A 16,451-nucleotide genomic window follows, 5' to 3' on the forward strand; every position below is an offset into this window, starting at 1 on the left:
TGCATGGCTGGGGATACGCCCCGCGGCGACGCGACAACGTCCGCCGCAAACGCTTCCGAACAACCGAACGCCGGGACTCCCTCTCCGCAGGGACACGGCAAGGCGACGCATCGCGCCCTGATCCTGGGCGCCATCGGCGTGGTCTTCGGCGACATCGGCACCAGCCCGATCTACGCCCTGCGCGAAGCCATCGGCCACGCCCAGAAGGGGGTCGGGGGCGAGCTGGCCATCATCGGCGTGGTGTCGCTGGCCTTCTGGGCCCTGATGGTGGTGGTGACGTTCAAATACGTCATGTTCCTGATGCGGGCCGACAACAAGGGCGAGGGCGGCACTCTGTCGCTGATGGCCCTGGCCCAGCACGCGGTCGGCCGGCGCAGCGCCTGGCTGTTCATCCTCGGCGTCTGCGGCGCGGCCCTCTTCTACAGCGACGGCGTCATCACGCCGGCCATCTCGGTGCTGTCGGCGGTCGAGGGGCTGAAGGACGCGCCCGGCCTGAACGGCGAGCTGGACCCCTTCATCCTGCCGATTTCGGCAGGCATCCTGATCGCCCTCTTCCTGGTCCAGTCGCGCGGCACGGCCGGCCTGGCCAGGTTCTTCGGCCCCATCACCGCCGTCTGGTTCCTCAGCCTGGGCGTGCTGGGTCTGACGCACATCTTCGACGACATCTCGATCCTGCGCGCCCTGTCGCCGACCTATGGCGTCGAGCTGCTGCTCAAGGACGGCTTCCTCGGCTTCGTCATCCTCGGCAGCGTCTTCCTGGCCGTGACGGGGGCCGAGGCCCTCTATGCGGACATGGGCCATTTCGGCAAGGCGCCGATCCGTCAGGGCTGGCTGTTCGTGGTCCTGCCCTGCCTGACGCTCAACTATCTGGGCCAAGGCGCCTTCCTGCTGGACAACCCCGGCGCGGCGGACAACCCGTTCTGGAACATGGTGCCGCAGATGATCTACTGGCCCATGCTGATCCTGGCCACGGCGGCCACGGTCATCGCCAGCCAGGCGGTGATCACAGGCGCCTTCTCGGTGACCCAACAGGCGGTCCAGCTGGGTCTCCTGCCCCGCATCGACATCCGCAACACCTCCGAGACCCTGGCCGGCCAGATCTACGTCCCGGCGGTCAACAGCCTGCTGATGATCGGCGTGCTCTTCCTGCTGCTGACCTTCCAGTCGTCGCACAATCTGACGGCGGCCTATGGCGTGGCCGTCACCGGCACCATGCTGGTCAACACTCTGATGTCATGGTCGGTGGTGACCAAGAAGTGGAAGTGGCCGATGTGGGCGGTGCTGGGCACCCTTGTGCCGTTCGGCATCATCGACGGCGTTTTCCTGACCTCCAACCTGCTGAAGATCCCCGACGGCGCCTGGATGCCTCTGGTGCTGGGCGGCGGCCTGGTGCTGATCATGTGGACCTGGGTGCGCGGCACCCAGATTCTGACCGAGAAGACCCGCAAGGACAGCCTGCCCCTGCATGACCTGATCGAGATGCTGAAGGCGCGGCCGCCGCATCGCGCGCCTGGCACGGCCATCTTCCTGACCTCGGACCCCGAGGTCGCGCCGGTGGCCCTGATGCACAACCTCAAGCACAACAAGGTGCTGCACGAGAAGAACGTCATCCTGACGGTCCATACCGCCGACCGGCCCCGCGTGGCCGACAGCCAGCGCGTGACGATGGAGCCGATCAGCGATGACTTCAAACGGCTGACCATCACCTACGGCTTCATGGAGACGCCGAACGTGCCGCGCGCCCTGGGCCTGTGCCGCAAGCAGGGTCTGAAGTTCGACATCATGTCGACCAGCTTCTTCCTGGGCCGTCGCTCGGTGGTGCCGTCGGCGCGTCAGGGCATGCCTCTGTGGCAGGACAAGCTGTTCATCTTCCTGATGCGCAACGCCGCCAATCCGACCGACTTCTTCCATATTCCGCCCGGCCGCGTGGTCGAACTGGGCACGCAGGTTTCCGTATGAGTGGTGGTACGCCCAAGGGCAAAAGTTCGGCCGCGCGCGGTCGTCGCATGGCTGAAAAGTCGCGTCCGCGCCGTGAGGCCAAGCCCGAGGTGGTCGCCGACGACCCCCACGCCGACATCGGGGTGGAGGCGCGTCTCGTCGCCGGCATCCTGCTGAACGCCGCGCTGGAGAAGCGCACGGGTCTGGATGAGGCCCTCGGCCAGTCCCCGGCCAAGGACCTGGCCGGTCCCGACCGCGCATTCGCCCGCGCCGTGGCCATGGCCGCCCTGCGCCGTCTGGGCGAGATCGACCAGATCCTGGACCGCCGCCTGCAGAAGGCGCCCCCGGCCCCGGTGCGCACCATCCTGCGCGTCGCCCTGGCCCAGACCCTGGTCCTGGGCACGCCGGCCTTCGCCGCCGTCTCGACCGCCGTGAAACTGGCCGAGCGCGACGCCAAGACCCGGCCCTACAAGAACCTCGTCAACGCCGTCCTGCGCGGCGTCGACCGCGACGGGCCGGGCCTGACCACGGCTGAATCCAACCTGCCCGACTGGCTGGCGGCGCGCTGGAAGGCGACCTACGGCGAAGCCAATCTGATTGGGCTCGCTTTGGCTACCCGGGAGGAGCCCGCCACCGACCTCAGCGCCAAGCCTTCGGTCGATCTGGCCGCCCTGGCCCAGGACGTCGAGGGCGAGGTCCTGCCCGGCGGGACGGTCCGCACCGGCAAGCGCGGCGACGTGGCCGGCTGGCCCGGCTTCGAAGCCGGCGACTGGTGGGTCCAGGACGCCGCCGCCGCTGTCCCTGCCCGCCTGCTGGGCGCCAAGCCCGGCGAGACCGTTCTGGACATGTGCGCCGCCCCCGGCGGCAAGACCCTGCAACTGGCCGCCGCCGGCGCCCAGGTCGTGGCCGTGGACCGCTCGCCCGCCCGCCTGAAGCGCCTGCGTCAGAACTTCGATCGCACCGGCCTGCCGGTCGAGGTCGTGGCCGTCCCCGTCGAGGACTGGGAGGATGAGCGCACCTTCGACGCCGTGCTGCTGGACGCGCCCTGCACCGCCACCGGCACCTATCGCCGCAATCCGGAAGTCCTGCGCGCCACCCGCCCCGCCGAGGTCGCCAAGCTGGCCGACGTGCAGCATCGCCTGCTGGACGTGGCCGCCGACAAGGTGAAGCCGGGCGGCCGTCTGGTCTATTGCGTCTGCTCGCTGGAACGCGAAGAGGGCGAGACCCAGGTCATCGCCTTCCTGCGCCGTAACCCGGCCTTCCGCACGGTCGCCGCCGTTCCGACTGAGATCGGCGCCCCCGACGAAGCCCTGACGGCCGAAGGCTGGCTGCGCATCCTGCCCTCGCAATGGGCCGAACGCGGCGGCGTGGACGGCTTCTTCGCCGCCCGCCTGGAGCGGATCGCCGACTAGGCCTCAGTCCTCGTCCTCGATGGCGTGGATCTGGTCGTCGTCGAGGCCGAGGTGGTGGCCGATTTCGTGGATCAGGACGTGGGCGATGATCTCGGCCAGGCCGACGTCGCCGCGCTCGCACCATTCGTCGAGGATGGGGCGACGATAGAGAAAGATGCGCGATGGTTCGGCCGCGGGACCCATGGCGTCGCGCTCGCCGATGTGGACCCCGGAATAGAGGCCGGTCAGCTCGAACGGGTCCTCGATCTCAAGATCCGCCAAGGCGCCTTCGTCGGCGAAGTCGTCGACGCGAATGACCACCTCGCCCGCCGCCTGGCGGAACATTTCGGGCAGTGCGGCGAAGGCGGCCTCTGCCAGGCGCGCGAAGTCGTCGAGTGAGGGGGCGGACTGATCGTTCCACGACGGGTTCGGGGTCTGGGTCATGGTTGGGATATCGCTCGCGCCGGGGCAGGCTGCAATCCGTCGTCTCGCCGCATCGCAAATCGCGCAATCAGGGTATGGTAAACGCGAATCGGTCGGCGCCTTCGAGGGCGCTGCTGCTTCGTTCGACGAATTTTCCGGGGACAGGATGGCCGAGGCCGACATCGCCTATGTGGCCACTGCGGGCGCGGCGGGCCTGGCGCTGGCGATCAGCGCCTGGGCCTGGCGGCTGCGCAAGCGCCTGGGCGCGCGCGAGGCGGAGGTCGAGGTCTGGCTGGCGAGCGAGCGCGCCCACGCCGCCGCCTGCGAGGGCGCCCTCAACGTCTTCGACGACGTGCGGCTGGCCCTGACGCCCGAGGGCGCGGCCCAGTCGGTGTTCGGCGCCCCCGAAGCCCTGGCGGTTCTCGCTCCAGGCCGTCAGGGCGTCGAGGCGGCTGAAGTCATCGTTCGTGCACTGACGGAGACCCACACGGGGCACATGGAGGGGCTGGTCCATCGCGGCGAACCGTTCGAGACCCTGCTGGAATCCGCCGATGGCGCCTGGGCGGTCGAGGGCCGCGCTCTGGGCGGGTCGGCCTGGCTGCGGCTGTCGAAGCTGGGCGGGGCCGAGACGGCGGCTGACGCCGGTCTGGGCGCCCTGGCCGAGGCCTCGCCCGCCCCGACCTGGGTGGTCGACGGGGCGGGACAGCTGATCTGGGCCAACAAGGCCTGGCTGACGGAAGTCCGGGCCGAAACCCTGGCCGAGGCGCACGAAGCCGGCCTCAGCTTCGACCGAGGCGCCGATGTCGTGGTGGCCGAGGCGTCGCGTCTGAACGCCCGCCAGGAAGGCTTCCGCTGGGTGTCGTCCGACGGTCGCCGCAAGGCCTGGCGCATCCTGGCCGAGCCTTTGGCGGGCGGGCGCGGCGCCGTCATCGCCTTCGCGATAGACATGACCGAGGCCGAGGAAACGCGCGACAACCTGCGCCGTCACGTCGAGGCCCATGACGAGACCCTGAACCACCTGGCCGACGCCGTGGCCATCTTCGGCCCGGCCAAGCGGCTGGCCTTCCACAACACCGCCTTCCAGCAACTGTTCAACATCGACCCAGCCTGGCTGGACGAGCGCCCGACCCATGCCGAGCTGCTGGACCGCCTGCGCCAGAAGCGCCAGCTGCCCGAGGTCATCGACTATGCGGGGTGGAAGGCTCAGGAACTGGAGTTCTACGGCGCCGCCCAGGCCGCGCCGGATGACAGCTGGTCTCTGCCCGATGGGCGGACGCTGCGGGTCGTTCGTCAGCCTCACCCCCTGGGCGGCATCCTGCTGATCTTCTCGGATATCACTGACGAGCTGCAACTGCGCAGTCGCTACAACGCCCAGATCCAGGTCCAGACGGCCACCCTGGACAAGCTGAACGACGCGGTCGCGGTCTTCGGTTCGGACGGAAGGCTGAGGCTGCACAACGACGCCTTCGAGATCTTCTGGGGCGTGTCCGCCGAAAAGTTGGCCGAAGCCGGAGAGTTCGACGCCGTGGCCGCCTTGTGCCGGCCTGTGCTGGACGACGCCGCCCTGTGGCTGGGGCTCAAGGCGCGGGTGGCGGATCCGGACCCCGAAAGCCGCGTGCCGATCTCGGGCGAGGCGCGCACCGATGACGGACGGGTGGTGGCCTGGCAGACCCGTCCGCTGCCCGACGGCGCCACCCTGGTGGCCTTCTCCGACGTCACCGCCCGGCGCGAACTGGAACAGGCCCTGGCCGCCAAGGAAGCGGCGCTCGCCGAAAGCCAGGCGCTGAAGCGCGAGTTCGTCGGCAGCGTCTCCTATGAGCTGCGCACCCCGCTGACCACCATCGTCGGCTATTCCGAGCTGCTGGAGGCCATGGGCGACCTGCCTGAGCGCAGCCGCCAGCACGCCGGGGCCATCCGCGTCGCCGCCAGCCATCTGGCCCGCTCCATCGACGACGTTCTGGACATGGCCCAGATCGACGCCGGCGAGATGGAGCTGGCGCTGGGCGACATGCGCGTCTGCGACCTGCTGGAAGCCTGCGCCGAAAAGGTGCGCGGCAAGGTCGAGGGCCGAGGCGCCGTCCTGACCGTCGCCTGCCCGCCCCGCCTCAAGCCGATCCGCGCCGACGCCCGTCGCATCGCCCAGGCCGTCGATCACCTGCTGGCGAACGCCTGTCGCGCCGTGTCGGAGGGCGGGGCCGTGACCCTGACGGCCGAGGTCGGATCGGGCGAGGTCCGCATCCGCGTCGAGGACACCGGTCGCGGCATTCCCTATCACCTGCAGGCCCACGTCTTCGACCGCTTCGTCCGGCGTGAGCGCGGCGGGCCGGGCGTGGCCCTGGCCCTGGTCAAGGCCCTCGTCGAGCTGCACGGTGGCTGGGCCGAGGTTCAGTCCGAGCCGGGCAAGGGCGCGGCCTTCATCCTGCACCTGCCGGTCGAGGCCACAGCGCCGACGGCGGCCCCGGAACTGCTGTTGGGCTGATGTTTCGTCCATGTCGTGCTAGAGGGCCTGTCCAAGCCCTCTAGGACGCCCCCATGGCCGACACGACCCGCCCCCTGCTCAAGACCGCCATCATCTATGATTTCGACGGGACCCTGGCGCGGGGCAATATGCAGGAGGTCAGCTTCATTCCCTCGATCGGGATGACGCCGGCCCAGTTCTGGAACGAGACCGTCCGTCCCCGGACCATCGCCTCCGACGGCGACGGCATCCTGATGTACATGCAGATGATGCTGCTGGCGGCGCGCGAACAGGGCAATCCCGTCACACGCCAGACACTGCGCGACCACGGCCGCGACGTGGCCCTGTTCGAGGGTTTGCGCGACGGCAGCTGGTTCGACCGCATGAACGAGTTCGGCGCTCAATATGGCCTGGAGATCGAGCACTACATCATCTCGGCGGGGCTGGAGGAGATGATCCAGGGCTGCCCCATCGCCGAGGCCTTCACCCACGTCTTCGCCTCGAAATACGCCTATGACGAAAACGAGGTGGCGGTCTGGCCCGCCGTCGGCGTCAACTACACCACCAAGACCCAGTACCTGTTCCGCATCAACAAGGGCGTGCACAACCACTGGGACGACGAGCGCATCAACCGCTTCATCCCCGACGAGGAACGCCCGATTCCGTTCGACCGGATGATCTTCCTCGGCGACGGCGACACCGACGTCCCGACCATGAAGATGATGCACACCAAGGGCGGCTTCTCCATCGCCGTCTATGATCCCGACAACACTCCGCGCGACCACAACAAGATCCACCGCCTGATCTCGGAAGACCGAGTCAACTTCGTCGCCGAGGGCGACTATCGCGAGGGCACGCCCGTCGACCTGATCGTCAAGGGTCTGATCGGCCGCATCGCCGTCAACTACGGGCGGATGCCGGCGGACTGAGGACCTATCCGCCGACCTGCCCGACTTCGCGTCTGGCCAGTCGCGCGCCCGCGACCACCGCCGGGTCGGCGCGGGCGGTGTCCAGCAGCCAGTCGCGGAAGCGGGCGATCTTGGGGGTCAGGCGGCGCGCGGGCGGGTAGCAGATCCAGTAGCCCTCGGCCAAGGCCACCGTCTGCTCGAAGGGCCGGACCAGCAGGCCGCGTTCGATCTCGCGCGCATAGAGGATGGGCGAGCCCAGGGCCACGCCCTGATCGCCCAGGGCCGCCGCCACCTCCATGGCCTGATTATCGGCCGTCAGACGCGGCGGCGGGGCCGTGTCGGCGGGCGAGACCTCGGCGGCGGCGAACCAGGCGGCCCATTCGCGCGGCTCGCCGACCAGATGGGCCCGCTTCAGGTCGGCGGGGGTCTGCAGGTCCAGCCGGTCGCGCATGGCCGGGCTGCACAGGGGGGTGAAGACGGCGGGCATCAGAAAGCGGCTCTCCAGCCCCGGCCACTGGCCCGAACCGAAGCGCAGCGCCACGTCCAGGCCGTCGGCGCCCAGCATGGACAGGGTCGGGCTGGTGTCCACCCGCACCGCCAGATCGGGGTTGTCCAGCTGGAAGGACCCCAGCCGCGTCGCCAGCCACTGGGTCGCCAGGGTCTGCAGCGTCGTGATGGCCAGCACGCCCTGATCGGCCTCGACCACATCGGCGACGGCGCGCCGCAACAGGGTCATGGCCTCGATCGCCGCCGTGGCCAGTCGTTCCCCCTCCGGCGTCAGCGACACCTGCCGCGTGCCGCGCACGAACAGGGGCCGGTCCAGCCTCTGTTCCAGATCGCGAATACGCCAGCTGACCGCCGCCTGCGTCATGCCCAAAGCCTCGGCAGCCCGGGTGAAGCTGAGCAGGCGCGCGGCGGTCTCGAATACCCTCAGGGCGTCGACGGGAATGCGGGCCAGGATGTCGATCATAAGCAAGCCTTATGGGTGAGGCCTGTTGTCTCGTTTGTGAACGTCGCCCGTCAACCTCATATTTTCAACACGCGAAAGGAGGACGACCGATGGAAGAAATGTATCGCACTCATAAGGAACCCGCGTGGGGTTGGATCGGCGCTCTGCTGGAGGCCCGCAAGTCTGCAGCGACCCAGCTCGCCGCCAAACCCGCGCCGACGCTGCGTCCTCGCCGCGCCGCCTGCTGAGCCCTTGTCCGCGCCGCGACACGGCGTCGCGGACAGCCGCTCCCTCGCCGGAACGGTTTGCGCCGCTCCGGCGACCCTGGCCATAAGAGCCCCTTCATCGACACCGAGGGGGCTCCGACCGATGCGCCGCACTGCCAATTTTTCGACCTTTGCCGCCGCCGCCGCTTTGGCGGCCGTTAGCCTGACCGTCGCCATGCCCGCCGAGGCGCAATCGCGCCGCGCCGCCGCGACGGAAACGCCCGCCGCTCTGACGCCGCGCGCCGCCCCTGCCGTGCAGCGCGCCGTGACCTTCGCCGCCGCGCCGGGCGAGCCCTCGGGCGCTCTGGTTCTGCCGCTCGGCGCCGAGGGTGACCTCGCCACGCGCGGCGCGGCCCTGACGCCCGCCGTGCGTCAGGCGATCGCCGCCGCCCTGACCGCCGCCCGCTTCGACTACAAGGCGCGTCAGACGCTCAGCCTGCACGGCGTCGGAGGCTGGGACCGCATCCTGGTCGTGGGCCTGCCCGTCGACGCCAGGACCGCCGAGGTCCAGACCGCCGGAACCGTCGCTGGCCGCGCCCTGATGGCCCAGCCCGGCGCGATGACCGTCCTGACCGGCGGCCTGTCCGCCGACAGCGCCGCCGAACTGGCTGCGGGCCTCGGCCTCGGCCAGTACCGGTCCGACCTGCACCGCACCACCGGCCGCGACGCGGCCGCGCCGGGCGGGATCACGCTGATCGCCGCTGACCCTGCTGTTGCCCAGGCCGCCTACCGCCGTGGCGCGGCTCTGGTCGAGGCCATGGCCTGGACCCGCGACATCTCCAACGAGCCCGCCAACGTCATCTACCCCGAAAGCTTCGTGGAGCGCGCCCGCGCCGCCTTCGCCGGCGTGCCCGGCGTGGAGATCGAGGTGCTGGACGTGCCCGCCATGCAGCGCCTCGGCATGGGCTCGCTGCTCGGCGTCGGCCAGGGCTCCGCGCGCCCGCCGCGCCTGCTGGTGGTGCGCTACAAGGGACAGGGCGCGCCCGACGCCGGACCCGTCGCCCTGCTGGGCAAGGGCATCACCTTCGATTCCGGCGGCATCTCGATCAAGCCGGGCGCCAACATGGGCAATATGAAGATGGATATGTCGGGCGCCGCCAGCGTCGTCGGGGCCGTCCTGGCCCTGGCCAAGGCAGGCGCGCCGGTCGATGTGGCCGCCGTCGCCGCCCTGGCCGAAAACATGCCCGACGGGAACGCCATCCGGCCCGGCGACGTCCTGACCGCCATGAACGGCAAGACCATCGAGGTCATCTCGACCGACGCCGAGGGGCGTCTGGTCCTGGCCGACGCCGTGGTCTGGGCTGACACCCGTCTGAACCCTGCCGCCATCGTGGACGTGGCCACCCTGACGGGCTCGGTCGGCGGCGCCCTGGGCAATGACTATGCGGGTCTGTTCAGCCGTCACGACGCCCTGGCCGACCAACTTCGGGTCGCAGGCGACGCGACCGGCGAGCGCCTGTGGCGCCTGCCGTTGCACCCCTCCTATGTCGGGGCCACCAGCTCGACCATCGCCGACATCAAGAACTCCGGCGAAGGCGGCGCGGGGGCGGGCACGGGGGCTCACTTCATCGGCTATTTCGCCCGCCCCGAGACGCCCTGGGCGCATCTGGACATCGCCAACATGGCCTATGGCGGCGCCAGCGACGTCAAACCCGCCGGGTCGGCCGGCTTCAGCGTGCGCCTGCTGGAACGCTTCGTGCGCGACTTCCAGCCGGTGGCGAAAGAGAAGGGGACCGGCGGCTTCTAAGCCGTCGCCTTCAATCGACGGCGACGATTTCGACCGACTGGCCCGCCACGCTGGCCTCGTCGCCGACCCGCCTGCCCATCAGGGCGCGGGCCAGGGGCGAGACGTGGCTGACCGAGCCCTTGGCCGGATCGGCCTCGTCCTCGCCGACGATGCGCCAGGTCTGGGTGCGACCGTCCTCGCGCTCGATGGTGACGGCCCCGCCGAAGCGCACCCGACCGTCCGGCGTCGTCTCCAGCAACTGGGCCGAGGCCCGACGCGCCGACCAGTAGCGCAGGTCGCGCGTGGCCCGGGCCATGGCGGTGCGGTCGGCCTCGATCGAGCCTTCAGTCTGGGCCTTGGTGTAGGCGGCGCGCGCCGAGGCCAGCTCGGCCTCGATCATCGCCAGCCCCTCGGGCGTGACATGGTTCGGATGGGGCGAGATCGGGCGGTCCACCAGGTCGGCGGCCGTGGCTTCCAGATCTTCTTCTCGGGTGAAGGCGACGCTCATGAGGACAGAGCGTATGCCGTTCGCTGACGTTCCGGTCTAGGAAGGCGTGATGACCGACGCCCCTTCCTCCACACCTCTCACTGTCGCCGTGATCGGCGCCGGCCCCGCCGGGCTGATGGCGGCCGAGCGTCTGGCCCAGGCGGGCCTGCGCGTCACGGTGCATGAGCGGATGCCTTCGGTCGCGCGCAAGTTCCTGATGGCCGGGCGGGGCGGGTTGAACCTGACCCATTCGGAGGCGTTGGCACCCTTCCTCGATCGCTACGACGCCCCGGCGCGGGCGCGGATCAGCGGCTGGCTGGACGCCTTCTCGCCCGCCGAGCTGACCGCCTGGGTCGAGGGGCTGGGACAGACGACCTTCGTCGGTTCGTCAGGCCGGGTCTTCCCCAAGGCCATGAAGGCCTCGCCCCTGCTGCGCGCCTGGCTGGCGCGGCTGGAGGGGCTGGGCGTCGAGATCCGCACCCGTTCGCGCTGGACCGGTTGGAAAGACGGGGCGCTGAGCTTCGACACCCCCGAGGGCGAGCGGCTGGAACGGCCCGACGCCGTGGTTCTGGCCCTCGGCGGCGCCAGCTGGGCCAGGCTGGGTTCCGACGCCGCCTGGGTTCCGGCTCTGGAAGAGGCCGGCGCCGCCGTCGCCCCCTTCCTTCCCGCCAATGTCGGCTTCGACCTCGCCTGGTCGCCCCTGTTCCGCGAGCGCTTCGCCGGTCAGCCGCTGAAAGGGATCGCTTTGAGCCACGCCGGGCGCGCGGTGCGCGGCGAGGCCATGATCGCCGCCTATGGCATCGAGGGCGGAGCAATCTACGCCCTGTCGGCGGACCTGCGTGACGCCGTCGTGCGCGACGGATCGGCCGCGCTGACCCTCGACCTGCGCCCCGACCAGTCGCTGGAGGCCCTGACGCGACGCCTGTCGAGGCCGCGCGGCAAGGACAGCCTGTCCAACTGGCTGAGGAAGGCCGCCCACCTCGATCCTTTGGCCCTCGCCCTGCTGCGCGAGGCCGGGCTTTTGCCCACTGAACCCGAAGCCCTGGCCGAACGCATCAAGGGCGTGCCCCTGACCCTGACCGGGGTGCAGGGCCTCAGCCGGGCCATCTCCTCGGCCGGGGGCGTCACGCTGGACGCCGTTGACGAGCGCCTGATGCTCAAGTCGCGCCCCGGCGTCTTTCTGGCGGGCGAGATGCTGGACTGGGAGGCGCCGACTGGCGGCTATCTGCTGCAGGCCTCGTTCGCGTCCGGCGTGGTCGCGGCGCAGGGCGCGGTGGACTGGCTCGAGGCGCGCTGATCGACCAAGGGCGGGGGTCGACAGGCGGGGCGCGAGGGGGCAGCGTGTCAGCCTTCTCTCGCTGACCGAGTGCGCTTCATGTCAATGTCCCGTTCCGCCGCCGCTCTTGGCCTGATCGCCGTCCTGATGACCTCGACCTCGGCTCTGGCCCAGACGGCCCCGCTTGGCCGCGTCGATCCCCTGCGGCTCAGCGAGGCGACGCGGGTTCTGGCCTCGGACGAATTCGAGGGCCGGGCCCCGGTCACGCCCGGCGAGGACAAGACCATCGCATGGCTGACGCAGCAGTTTCAGGCGCTTGGGCTGGAGCCCGGAGGCCCCGACGGGTCATGGGTTCAGGTCGCTCAGGTCAGCCGCACCAGTCAGGACGGACCGGCGACCATCAGCGTCACGGCCAAGGGACAGACCACCGCCCTGCAACGGGCGACCGACGTCATCGTCTCCTCGGATAGGCCGGTCAGCCACATCGCGCTCAAGGACGCGCCCCTGGTCTTCGTCGGCTATGGCGTGGACGCGCCCGAGCGCGGTTGGGACGACTACAAGGGCGTCGACCTGACCGGCAAGATCATGCTGGTCCTGGTCAACGACCCCGACTTCGGCGCGCCGGAAGGCCATCCCGTCGCCGGCAAGTTCGACGGTCAGGCCATGACCTTCTACGGCCGCTGGACCTACAAGTTTCAGGAGGCGGCCGCTCACGGGGCGGCCGGCGTCCTGGTCATCCATGACACGCCGGGCGCGGGCTATCCCTGGTCGACGCTGCAGAACTCCTCGACCGCGCCCAAGTTCGACATCGTCCGCGCCGACCCGGACAAGGAGCGCGTCGCCGCCCAGGGCTGGATTCAGGGCGCGGTGGCCGAAAAGCTGTTCCAGGACGCCGGTCTCGACTTCGCCGCGCTGAGAGCCCAGGCCCGCACGCCCGACTTCCGCCCCGTGGCGCTGGACGGCGTCACCATGTCCATCGACTTCGGCCAGAAGGCCGACCGGGTGCAGACCCGCAACGTCCTGGCCCGCCTGCCGGGTACGACCCACCCGGACGAGACGGTCATGTTCGGCGCCCACTGGGACGCCTATGGCCGCGCCACGCCCAAGAACGGCGACGACATCTATAACGGCGCCGTGGACAACGCGACCGGGGTGGCGGCGGTGCTGGAACTGGCCCGCCTGTTCGCCGAGGGTCCGCGCCCCCAACGCTCGACCGTCTTCGTCAGCTGGGCGGCGGAAGAGACAGGCCTGCTGGGGGCCGAATACTACGCCGCCAACCCGGTCTGGCCGCTGGAGACGACGGTGGCCAACATCAACATGGACAGCCTGCTGCCGGGCACCGAGATCGACCCCAACATCGTTGTCATCGGCGCGGGCAAGAATGATCTGGATGACCGGCTGGCCGTCTTCGCCGGACGCGAAGGGCGCCGCCTGATCCCCGATCCGGCGCCCCAGGCCGGGGCCTTCTATCGCTCGGACCATTTCCCCCTGGCGCGCCGGGGCGTGCCCGCCCTGTTCGCCGCCGCCGGTTTCACCGGGCATAACGCCGCCAGCCGCGACTACGTCGCCAACCGCTATCATCAGCCTACGGACGAATGGACGCCCGAGTGGAAGATGGACGCCGCCGCCGCCGATGTTCAACTGCTCTATGAGGTCGGCGCCGCCCTGGCCAACTCGCGCGACTGGCCCGCGTGGAAGCCCGGCGACGAGTTCGAGGCGGCGCGCAACGCCTCGGCCGCCGCGCGCAAGCCGTGACCGCGACGGCCTGACGCGCTAGACCCCCGTCATGACCGACTTGCCCGAAATCCACGGCCTCTGCCCCGCCCGATTCAATGCGGTGAAGGACGCCTTCGCCGCGAACTTCGTCGATGCGCCCGAGGGGCTGAACGAACTGGCGGCGCGCTTCTCCGTCACCATCGACGGCGAAGTGGCGCTGGACCTGTGGGCCGGGTCGGCCGATCTGGCGGGGAACCAGGCCTTCACCGAGGAGACCCTGGTTCCGGTCTTCTCGACCGGCAAGGCGATCATGGCCCTGATGATCGCGCGCTGCGTGGACAAAGGCCTGCTGTCCTATGAGGACCGGGTCGCCGACCACTGGCCGGCCTTTGGCGCGGCGGGCAAGGACCGGCTGACCGTCGGCCAGCTGATGAGCCACCAGTCGGGCCTGCCGGGCTTCGACGGCGGGGTCGAGCCCGAGATCTGGTTCGACCGCCAGGCGGTGCTGGACAGGCTGGCGGCCCAGACGCCCCTTTGGGAGCCGGGCACGGCCTCGGGCTATCACCCCATCACCATCGGCTATCTGGCGGGCGAGCTGTTCCGCATCATCGACGGGCGCAGCATGGGCGCGGCCCTGCGCGAGGACTTCACCCGGCCCTTCGATCTGGACCTGTGGATCGGGCTGCCCGAGAGCGAGCACGGCCGCGTGGCCCAGCTGCGCAAACCCGCGGCGGCGCCGGACTTGGGTCCCATCGACGCGATCAAGAAGGCCGCCTTTCTCGACCGGGGCTCGGCGCCCGGCGGGCGCGGCTCAACCGAGTGGCGCATGGCGGAAATTCCCTCGGCCAATCTGCACGCCACGGCGAAGGATCTGGCGCGGATGATGTCGATCATCGCCACGGGCGGCGCCCTGGACGACCTGCCCGTCCTGTCGCAGGACACACTGACCCAGGCGACGCGTGAACGCATCCACGGCCAGGACAAGGTCCTGCCCTATGTCATGAGCTGGGGGGCGGGCTTCACTCGCAATGCCGGATTGAACGTCTTCGGGCCCAATCCCGAGGCCGTGGGTCACTGCGGCTGGGGCGGATCCATGGCCTTCGCGGATCAGGCGACCGGGGTTTCAGCCGCTTATGTCATGACGCGCCAGTCGCCGCACCTGATCGGCGATCCGCGCGCCACGCGGCTGGTCGAGGCGCTTTACGCCGCGCTGTAAGTTCAGCCTTCCGCGCCCCAGGCCAGCTGGTCGTGGACGATGCGCCAGCCGTCCTCGGTGCGGCGCAGCACGCGGGTGAACAGGCCGCGATGGGTCTTGCCTTCGCGGCGCATGAGCACCCGGCCCGAAACCACGGTGGTGTTGACGTCGAACTGCAGGGTCTCGAACCACTCATAGGTCATCTGACCCAGACCGCCCGGCTGGGCGGCGCGGGCCTCAAGGGCGGCGCGCACGGCGTCGGGTCCCTTCACCGGGGTGTCGCCGAGGAAGACCAGCAGGGGCTCGTCCTGGACATAGGTGGCCATGACCGCTTCGACGTCGCCCGAGGACCAGGCCTCGGCGGCGGCGTCCAGGGTGTCGCTGACGGCGTCGAAGGTCTCGGCCGTGGTCGGCACGACGACCGGCGGCGCGCTGGAGACCGGCGCCTCGCTGCGCGCCGTGCGGATGACTTCGTCGCCGCCGCCCTGCATGCCGACGCTCTGGGCGCAGGCGGTCGAGCCGGTCGCCAGGGCGAAGGTCATGGCGAGGACGGCGAGGGAGCGGGCGCGGATCATCGCCTCTTCTAGGACGGAACCACCTCGGACCTCAACGCGAAGGACGCGCTTCCTCGTCCAGAGCCGCCATGCGGTCCTCGGCCGGGTCGTCCAACAGGCCGGGTTCGGGCGCGACAATGGTCTCGGCGGTGCGGCTGGCGCGACGCACCTTGAGCACAGCGCCGACGGCGAAGACCACGGCGCCCAGCCAGATGAAGGCGAAGGAGGCGATACGCAACGCCCCCAGCGCTTCGCCCTGGATCATGCCGATGAAGAAGACGATGGTCGGGGCCAGGAACTGCAGGAAGCCCATGCTGGACAGGGGCATCCGCCGGGCCGCCCAGGCGAACAGGGCCAGCGGAATGACGGTCGCGGGGCCGGCGAACAGCAGCCAGAAGGTGGCGGCCGGCGAGGCGGTGAAATGCCCCTGCCCCGTCGCCTCGATGAAGATCACCCAGGCCAGGCCCGGCGCGGCCAGCAGCAGGCACTCCATGAAGAGCCCGGTCTGGGCGTCGACCGAGACGCGTTTCCGAATAATGCCGTAGGCCGCGAAGCTGAAGGCCAGCAACAGGGACACCCAGGGCGCGTGGCCAAGCGCCAGGGTCTGCAGCACCACGCCGACAGCGGCCAGACCGATGGCGGCGGCGCCGAAACGGTCGATCCGTTCCCGGAACAGCCAGGCCCCCGCGGCCATGTTGAGCAGGGGATTGAGATAGTAGCCGAGCGAGGCGTCCAGGGTCCGCCCGTTGTTCACCGCCACGACATAGGTGGTCCAGTTGGTGGCGATCAGCACCGCCGACAGGGCCAGCCAGCCCAGCACCTTGGGTTTACGGAAGACCGCGAGGACCTGGGTCCACTGGCGGGCGATGAGCACCAGCAGCAGCGCCCACAGCACGCCCCAGACGGCGCGGTGGCCCATGATCTCCCAGGCGTCGGCGCCCTGATGCGCCATCTGCTGGAAGACCAGAGGGATGAAACCCCACAGCAGATAGCAGCCCACCCCCGCCATCAGGGCGGCGCGGGCTTCGGACGAGTTGGCAGAGGGGGACGCGGTCACTGGGCGGACCTTTCGGCCTCCGCCGCGCCAACGCGACGGAGGCTTCAAGAGAAACACAAAGCCCCCTCAAGCAGCCCCGCGCCGCGCGCGGGGCGTTAGGGGCCCCT

13 protein-coding genes are annotated in these 16,451 nt (G+C 70.1%); 8 read left to right on the forward strand and 5 right to left on the reverse strand.

What is annotated here, in order from left to right; translation table 11 throughout:
* Positions 1 to 3 precede the first annotated feature (3 nt).
* Together ACFYLW_RS14705 and ACFYLW_RS14710 are read left to right on the forward strand one after the other, a co-directional pair.
* Positions 4 to 1,959 (forward strand): potassium transporter Kup, encoded by a 1,956-nt coding sequence (locus ACFYLW_RS14705; RefSeq protein ID WP_292084919.1) that lies wholly within the window; start codon positions 4 to 6, stop codon positions 1,957 to 1,959.
* 47 nt (positions 1,960 to 2,006) lie between these two features.
* The gene (locus tag ACFYLW_RS14710) at positions 2,007 to 3,350 is read left to right on the forward strand and encodes an RsmB/NOP family class I SAM-dependent RNA methyltransferase (RefSeq protein ID WP_312065111.1); all 1,344 of its coding nucleotides are present in this window, start codon (positions 2,007 to 2,009) and stop codon (positions 3,348 to 3,350) included.
* A gap of 3 nt (positions 3,351 to 3,353) precedes the next feature.
* Here the strand turns inward: ACFYLW_RS14710 and ACFYLW_RS14715 are convergent, their stop codons facing one another.
* A complete protein-coding gene (locus tag ACFYLW_RS14715) occupies positions 3,354 to 3,773 on the reverse strand; it encodes a metallopeptidase family protein (RefSeq protein WP_312065110.1) in 420 nt (139 codons plus the stop codon).
* 145 nt (positions 3,774 to 3,918) lie between these two features.
* On the opposite strand from ACFYLW_RS14715, the gene ACFYLW_RS14720 reads away from it, so the two are divergent.
* A complete protein-coding gene (locus ACFYLW_RS14720; protein ID WP_312065109.1) occupies positions 3,919 to 6,231 on the forward strand; it encodes an ATP-binding protein in 2,313 nt (770 codons plus the stop codon).
* Positions 6,232 to 6,284: 53 nt separating this feature from the next.
* Positions 6,285 to 7,139: an HAD family hydrolase gene (locus ACFYLW_RS14725; protein ID WP_313471859.1), complete on the forward strand. Its 855-nt coding sequence runs from the start codon at positions 6,285 to 6,287 to the stop codon at positions 7,137 to 7,139.
* A 4-nt stretch (positions 7,140 to 7,143) separates the two neighbouring features.
* Here ACFYLW_RS14725 and ACFYLW_RS14730 read toward each other — a convergent pair whose 3' ends face one another.
* Entirely contained in the window at positions 7,144 to 8,088 is a 945-nt protein-coding gene (locus ACFYLW_RS14730) for a LysR substrate-binding domain-containing protein (RefSeq protein ID WP_312065107.1), read from the reverse strand.
* 348 nt (positions 8,089 to 8,436) lie between these two features.
* On the opposite strand from ACFYLW_RS14730, the gene ACFYLW_RS14735 reads away from it, so the two are divergent.
* Entirely contained in the window at positions 8,437 to 10,080 is a 1,644-nt protein-coding gene (locus tag ACFYLW_RS14735; RefSeq protein ID WP_313471860.1) for a leucyl aminopeptidase, read from the forward strand.
* Positions 10,081 to 10,090: 10 nt separating this feature from the next.
* On the opposite strand, the gene greA is transcribed toward ACFYLW_RS14735, so the two are convergent.
* Entirely contained in the window at positions 10,091 to 10,567 is a 477-nt protein-coding gene (gene greA, locus ACFYLW_RS14740; protein WP_312064888.1) for a transcription elongation factor GreA, read from the reverse strand.
* A 49-nt stretch (positions 10,568 to 10,616) separates the two neighbouring features.
* On the opposite strand from greA, the gene ACFYLW_RS14745 reads away from it, so the two are divergent.
* The 3 genes from ACFYLW_RS14745 to ACFYLW_RS14755 all read left to right on the forward strand — a co-directional run bounded on the left by ACFYLW_RS14745 (position 10,617) and on the right by ACFYLW_RS14755 (position 14,754).
* Complete coding sequence (locus tag ACFYLW_RS14745) at positions 10,617 to 11,843, forward strand: TIGR03862 family flavoprotein (protein WP_312064887.1); 1,227 nt, start codon at positions 10,617 to 10,619, stop codon at positions 11,841 to 11,843.
* Between the two features lie 78 nt (positions 11,844 to 11,921).
* Positions 11,922 to 13,577 (forward strand): M28 family metallopeptidase, encoded by a 1,656-nt coding sequence (locus ACFYLW_RS14750; RefSeq protein WP_312064886.1) that lies wholly within the window; start codon positions 11,922 to 11,924, stop codon positions 13,575 to 13,577.
* Between the two features lie 31 nt (positions 13,578 to 13,608).
* A complete protein-coding gene (locus ACFYLW_RS14755) occupies positions 13,609 to 14,754 on the forward strand; it encodes a serine hydrolase domain-containing protein (RefSeq protein WP_312064885.1) in 1,146 nt (381 codons plus the stop codon).
* Positions 14,755 to 14,756: 2 nt separating this feature from the next.
* Here ACFYLW_RS14755 and ACFYLW_RS14760 read toward each other — a convergent pair whose 3' ends face one another.
* Both ACFYLW_RS14760 and rarD read right to left on the reverse strand, forming a co-directional pair.
* Positions 14,757 to 15,308 carry a nuclear transport factor 2 family protein gene (locus ACFYLW_RS14760; RefSeq protein ID WP_312064884.1) on the reverse strand — a complete coding sequence of 184 codons (552 nt, stop codon included), beginning with the start codon at positions 15,306 to 15,308 and terminating at the stop codon, positions 14,757 to 14,759.
* A gap of 31 nt (positions 15,309 to 15,339) precedes the next feature.
* The gene (rarD, locus tag ACFYLW_RS14765; RefSeq protein WP_313471861.1) at positions 15,340 to 16,344 is read right to left on the reverse strand and encodes an EamA family transporter RarD; all 1,005 of its coding nucleotides are present in this window, start codon (positions 16,342 to 16,344) and stop codon (positions 15,340 to 15,342) included.
* Positions 16,345 to 16,451 lie beyond the last annotated feature (107 nt).

The organism is Brevundimonas sp. NPDC007368, assembly GCF_042869015.1.
Classification (GTDB): domain Bacteria; phylum Pseudomonadota; class Alphaproteobacteria; order Caulobacterales; family Caulobacteraceae; genus Brevundimonas.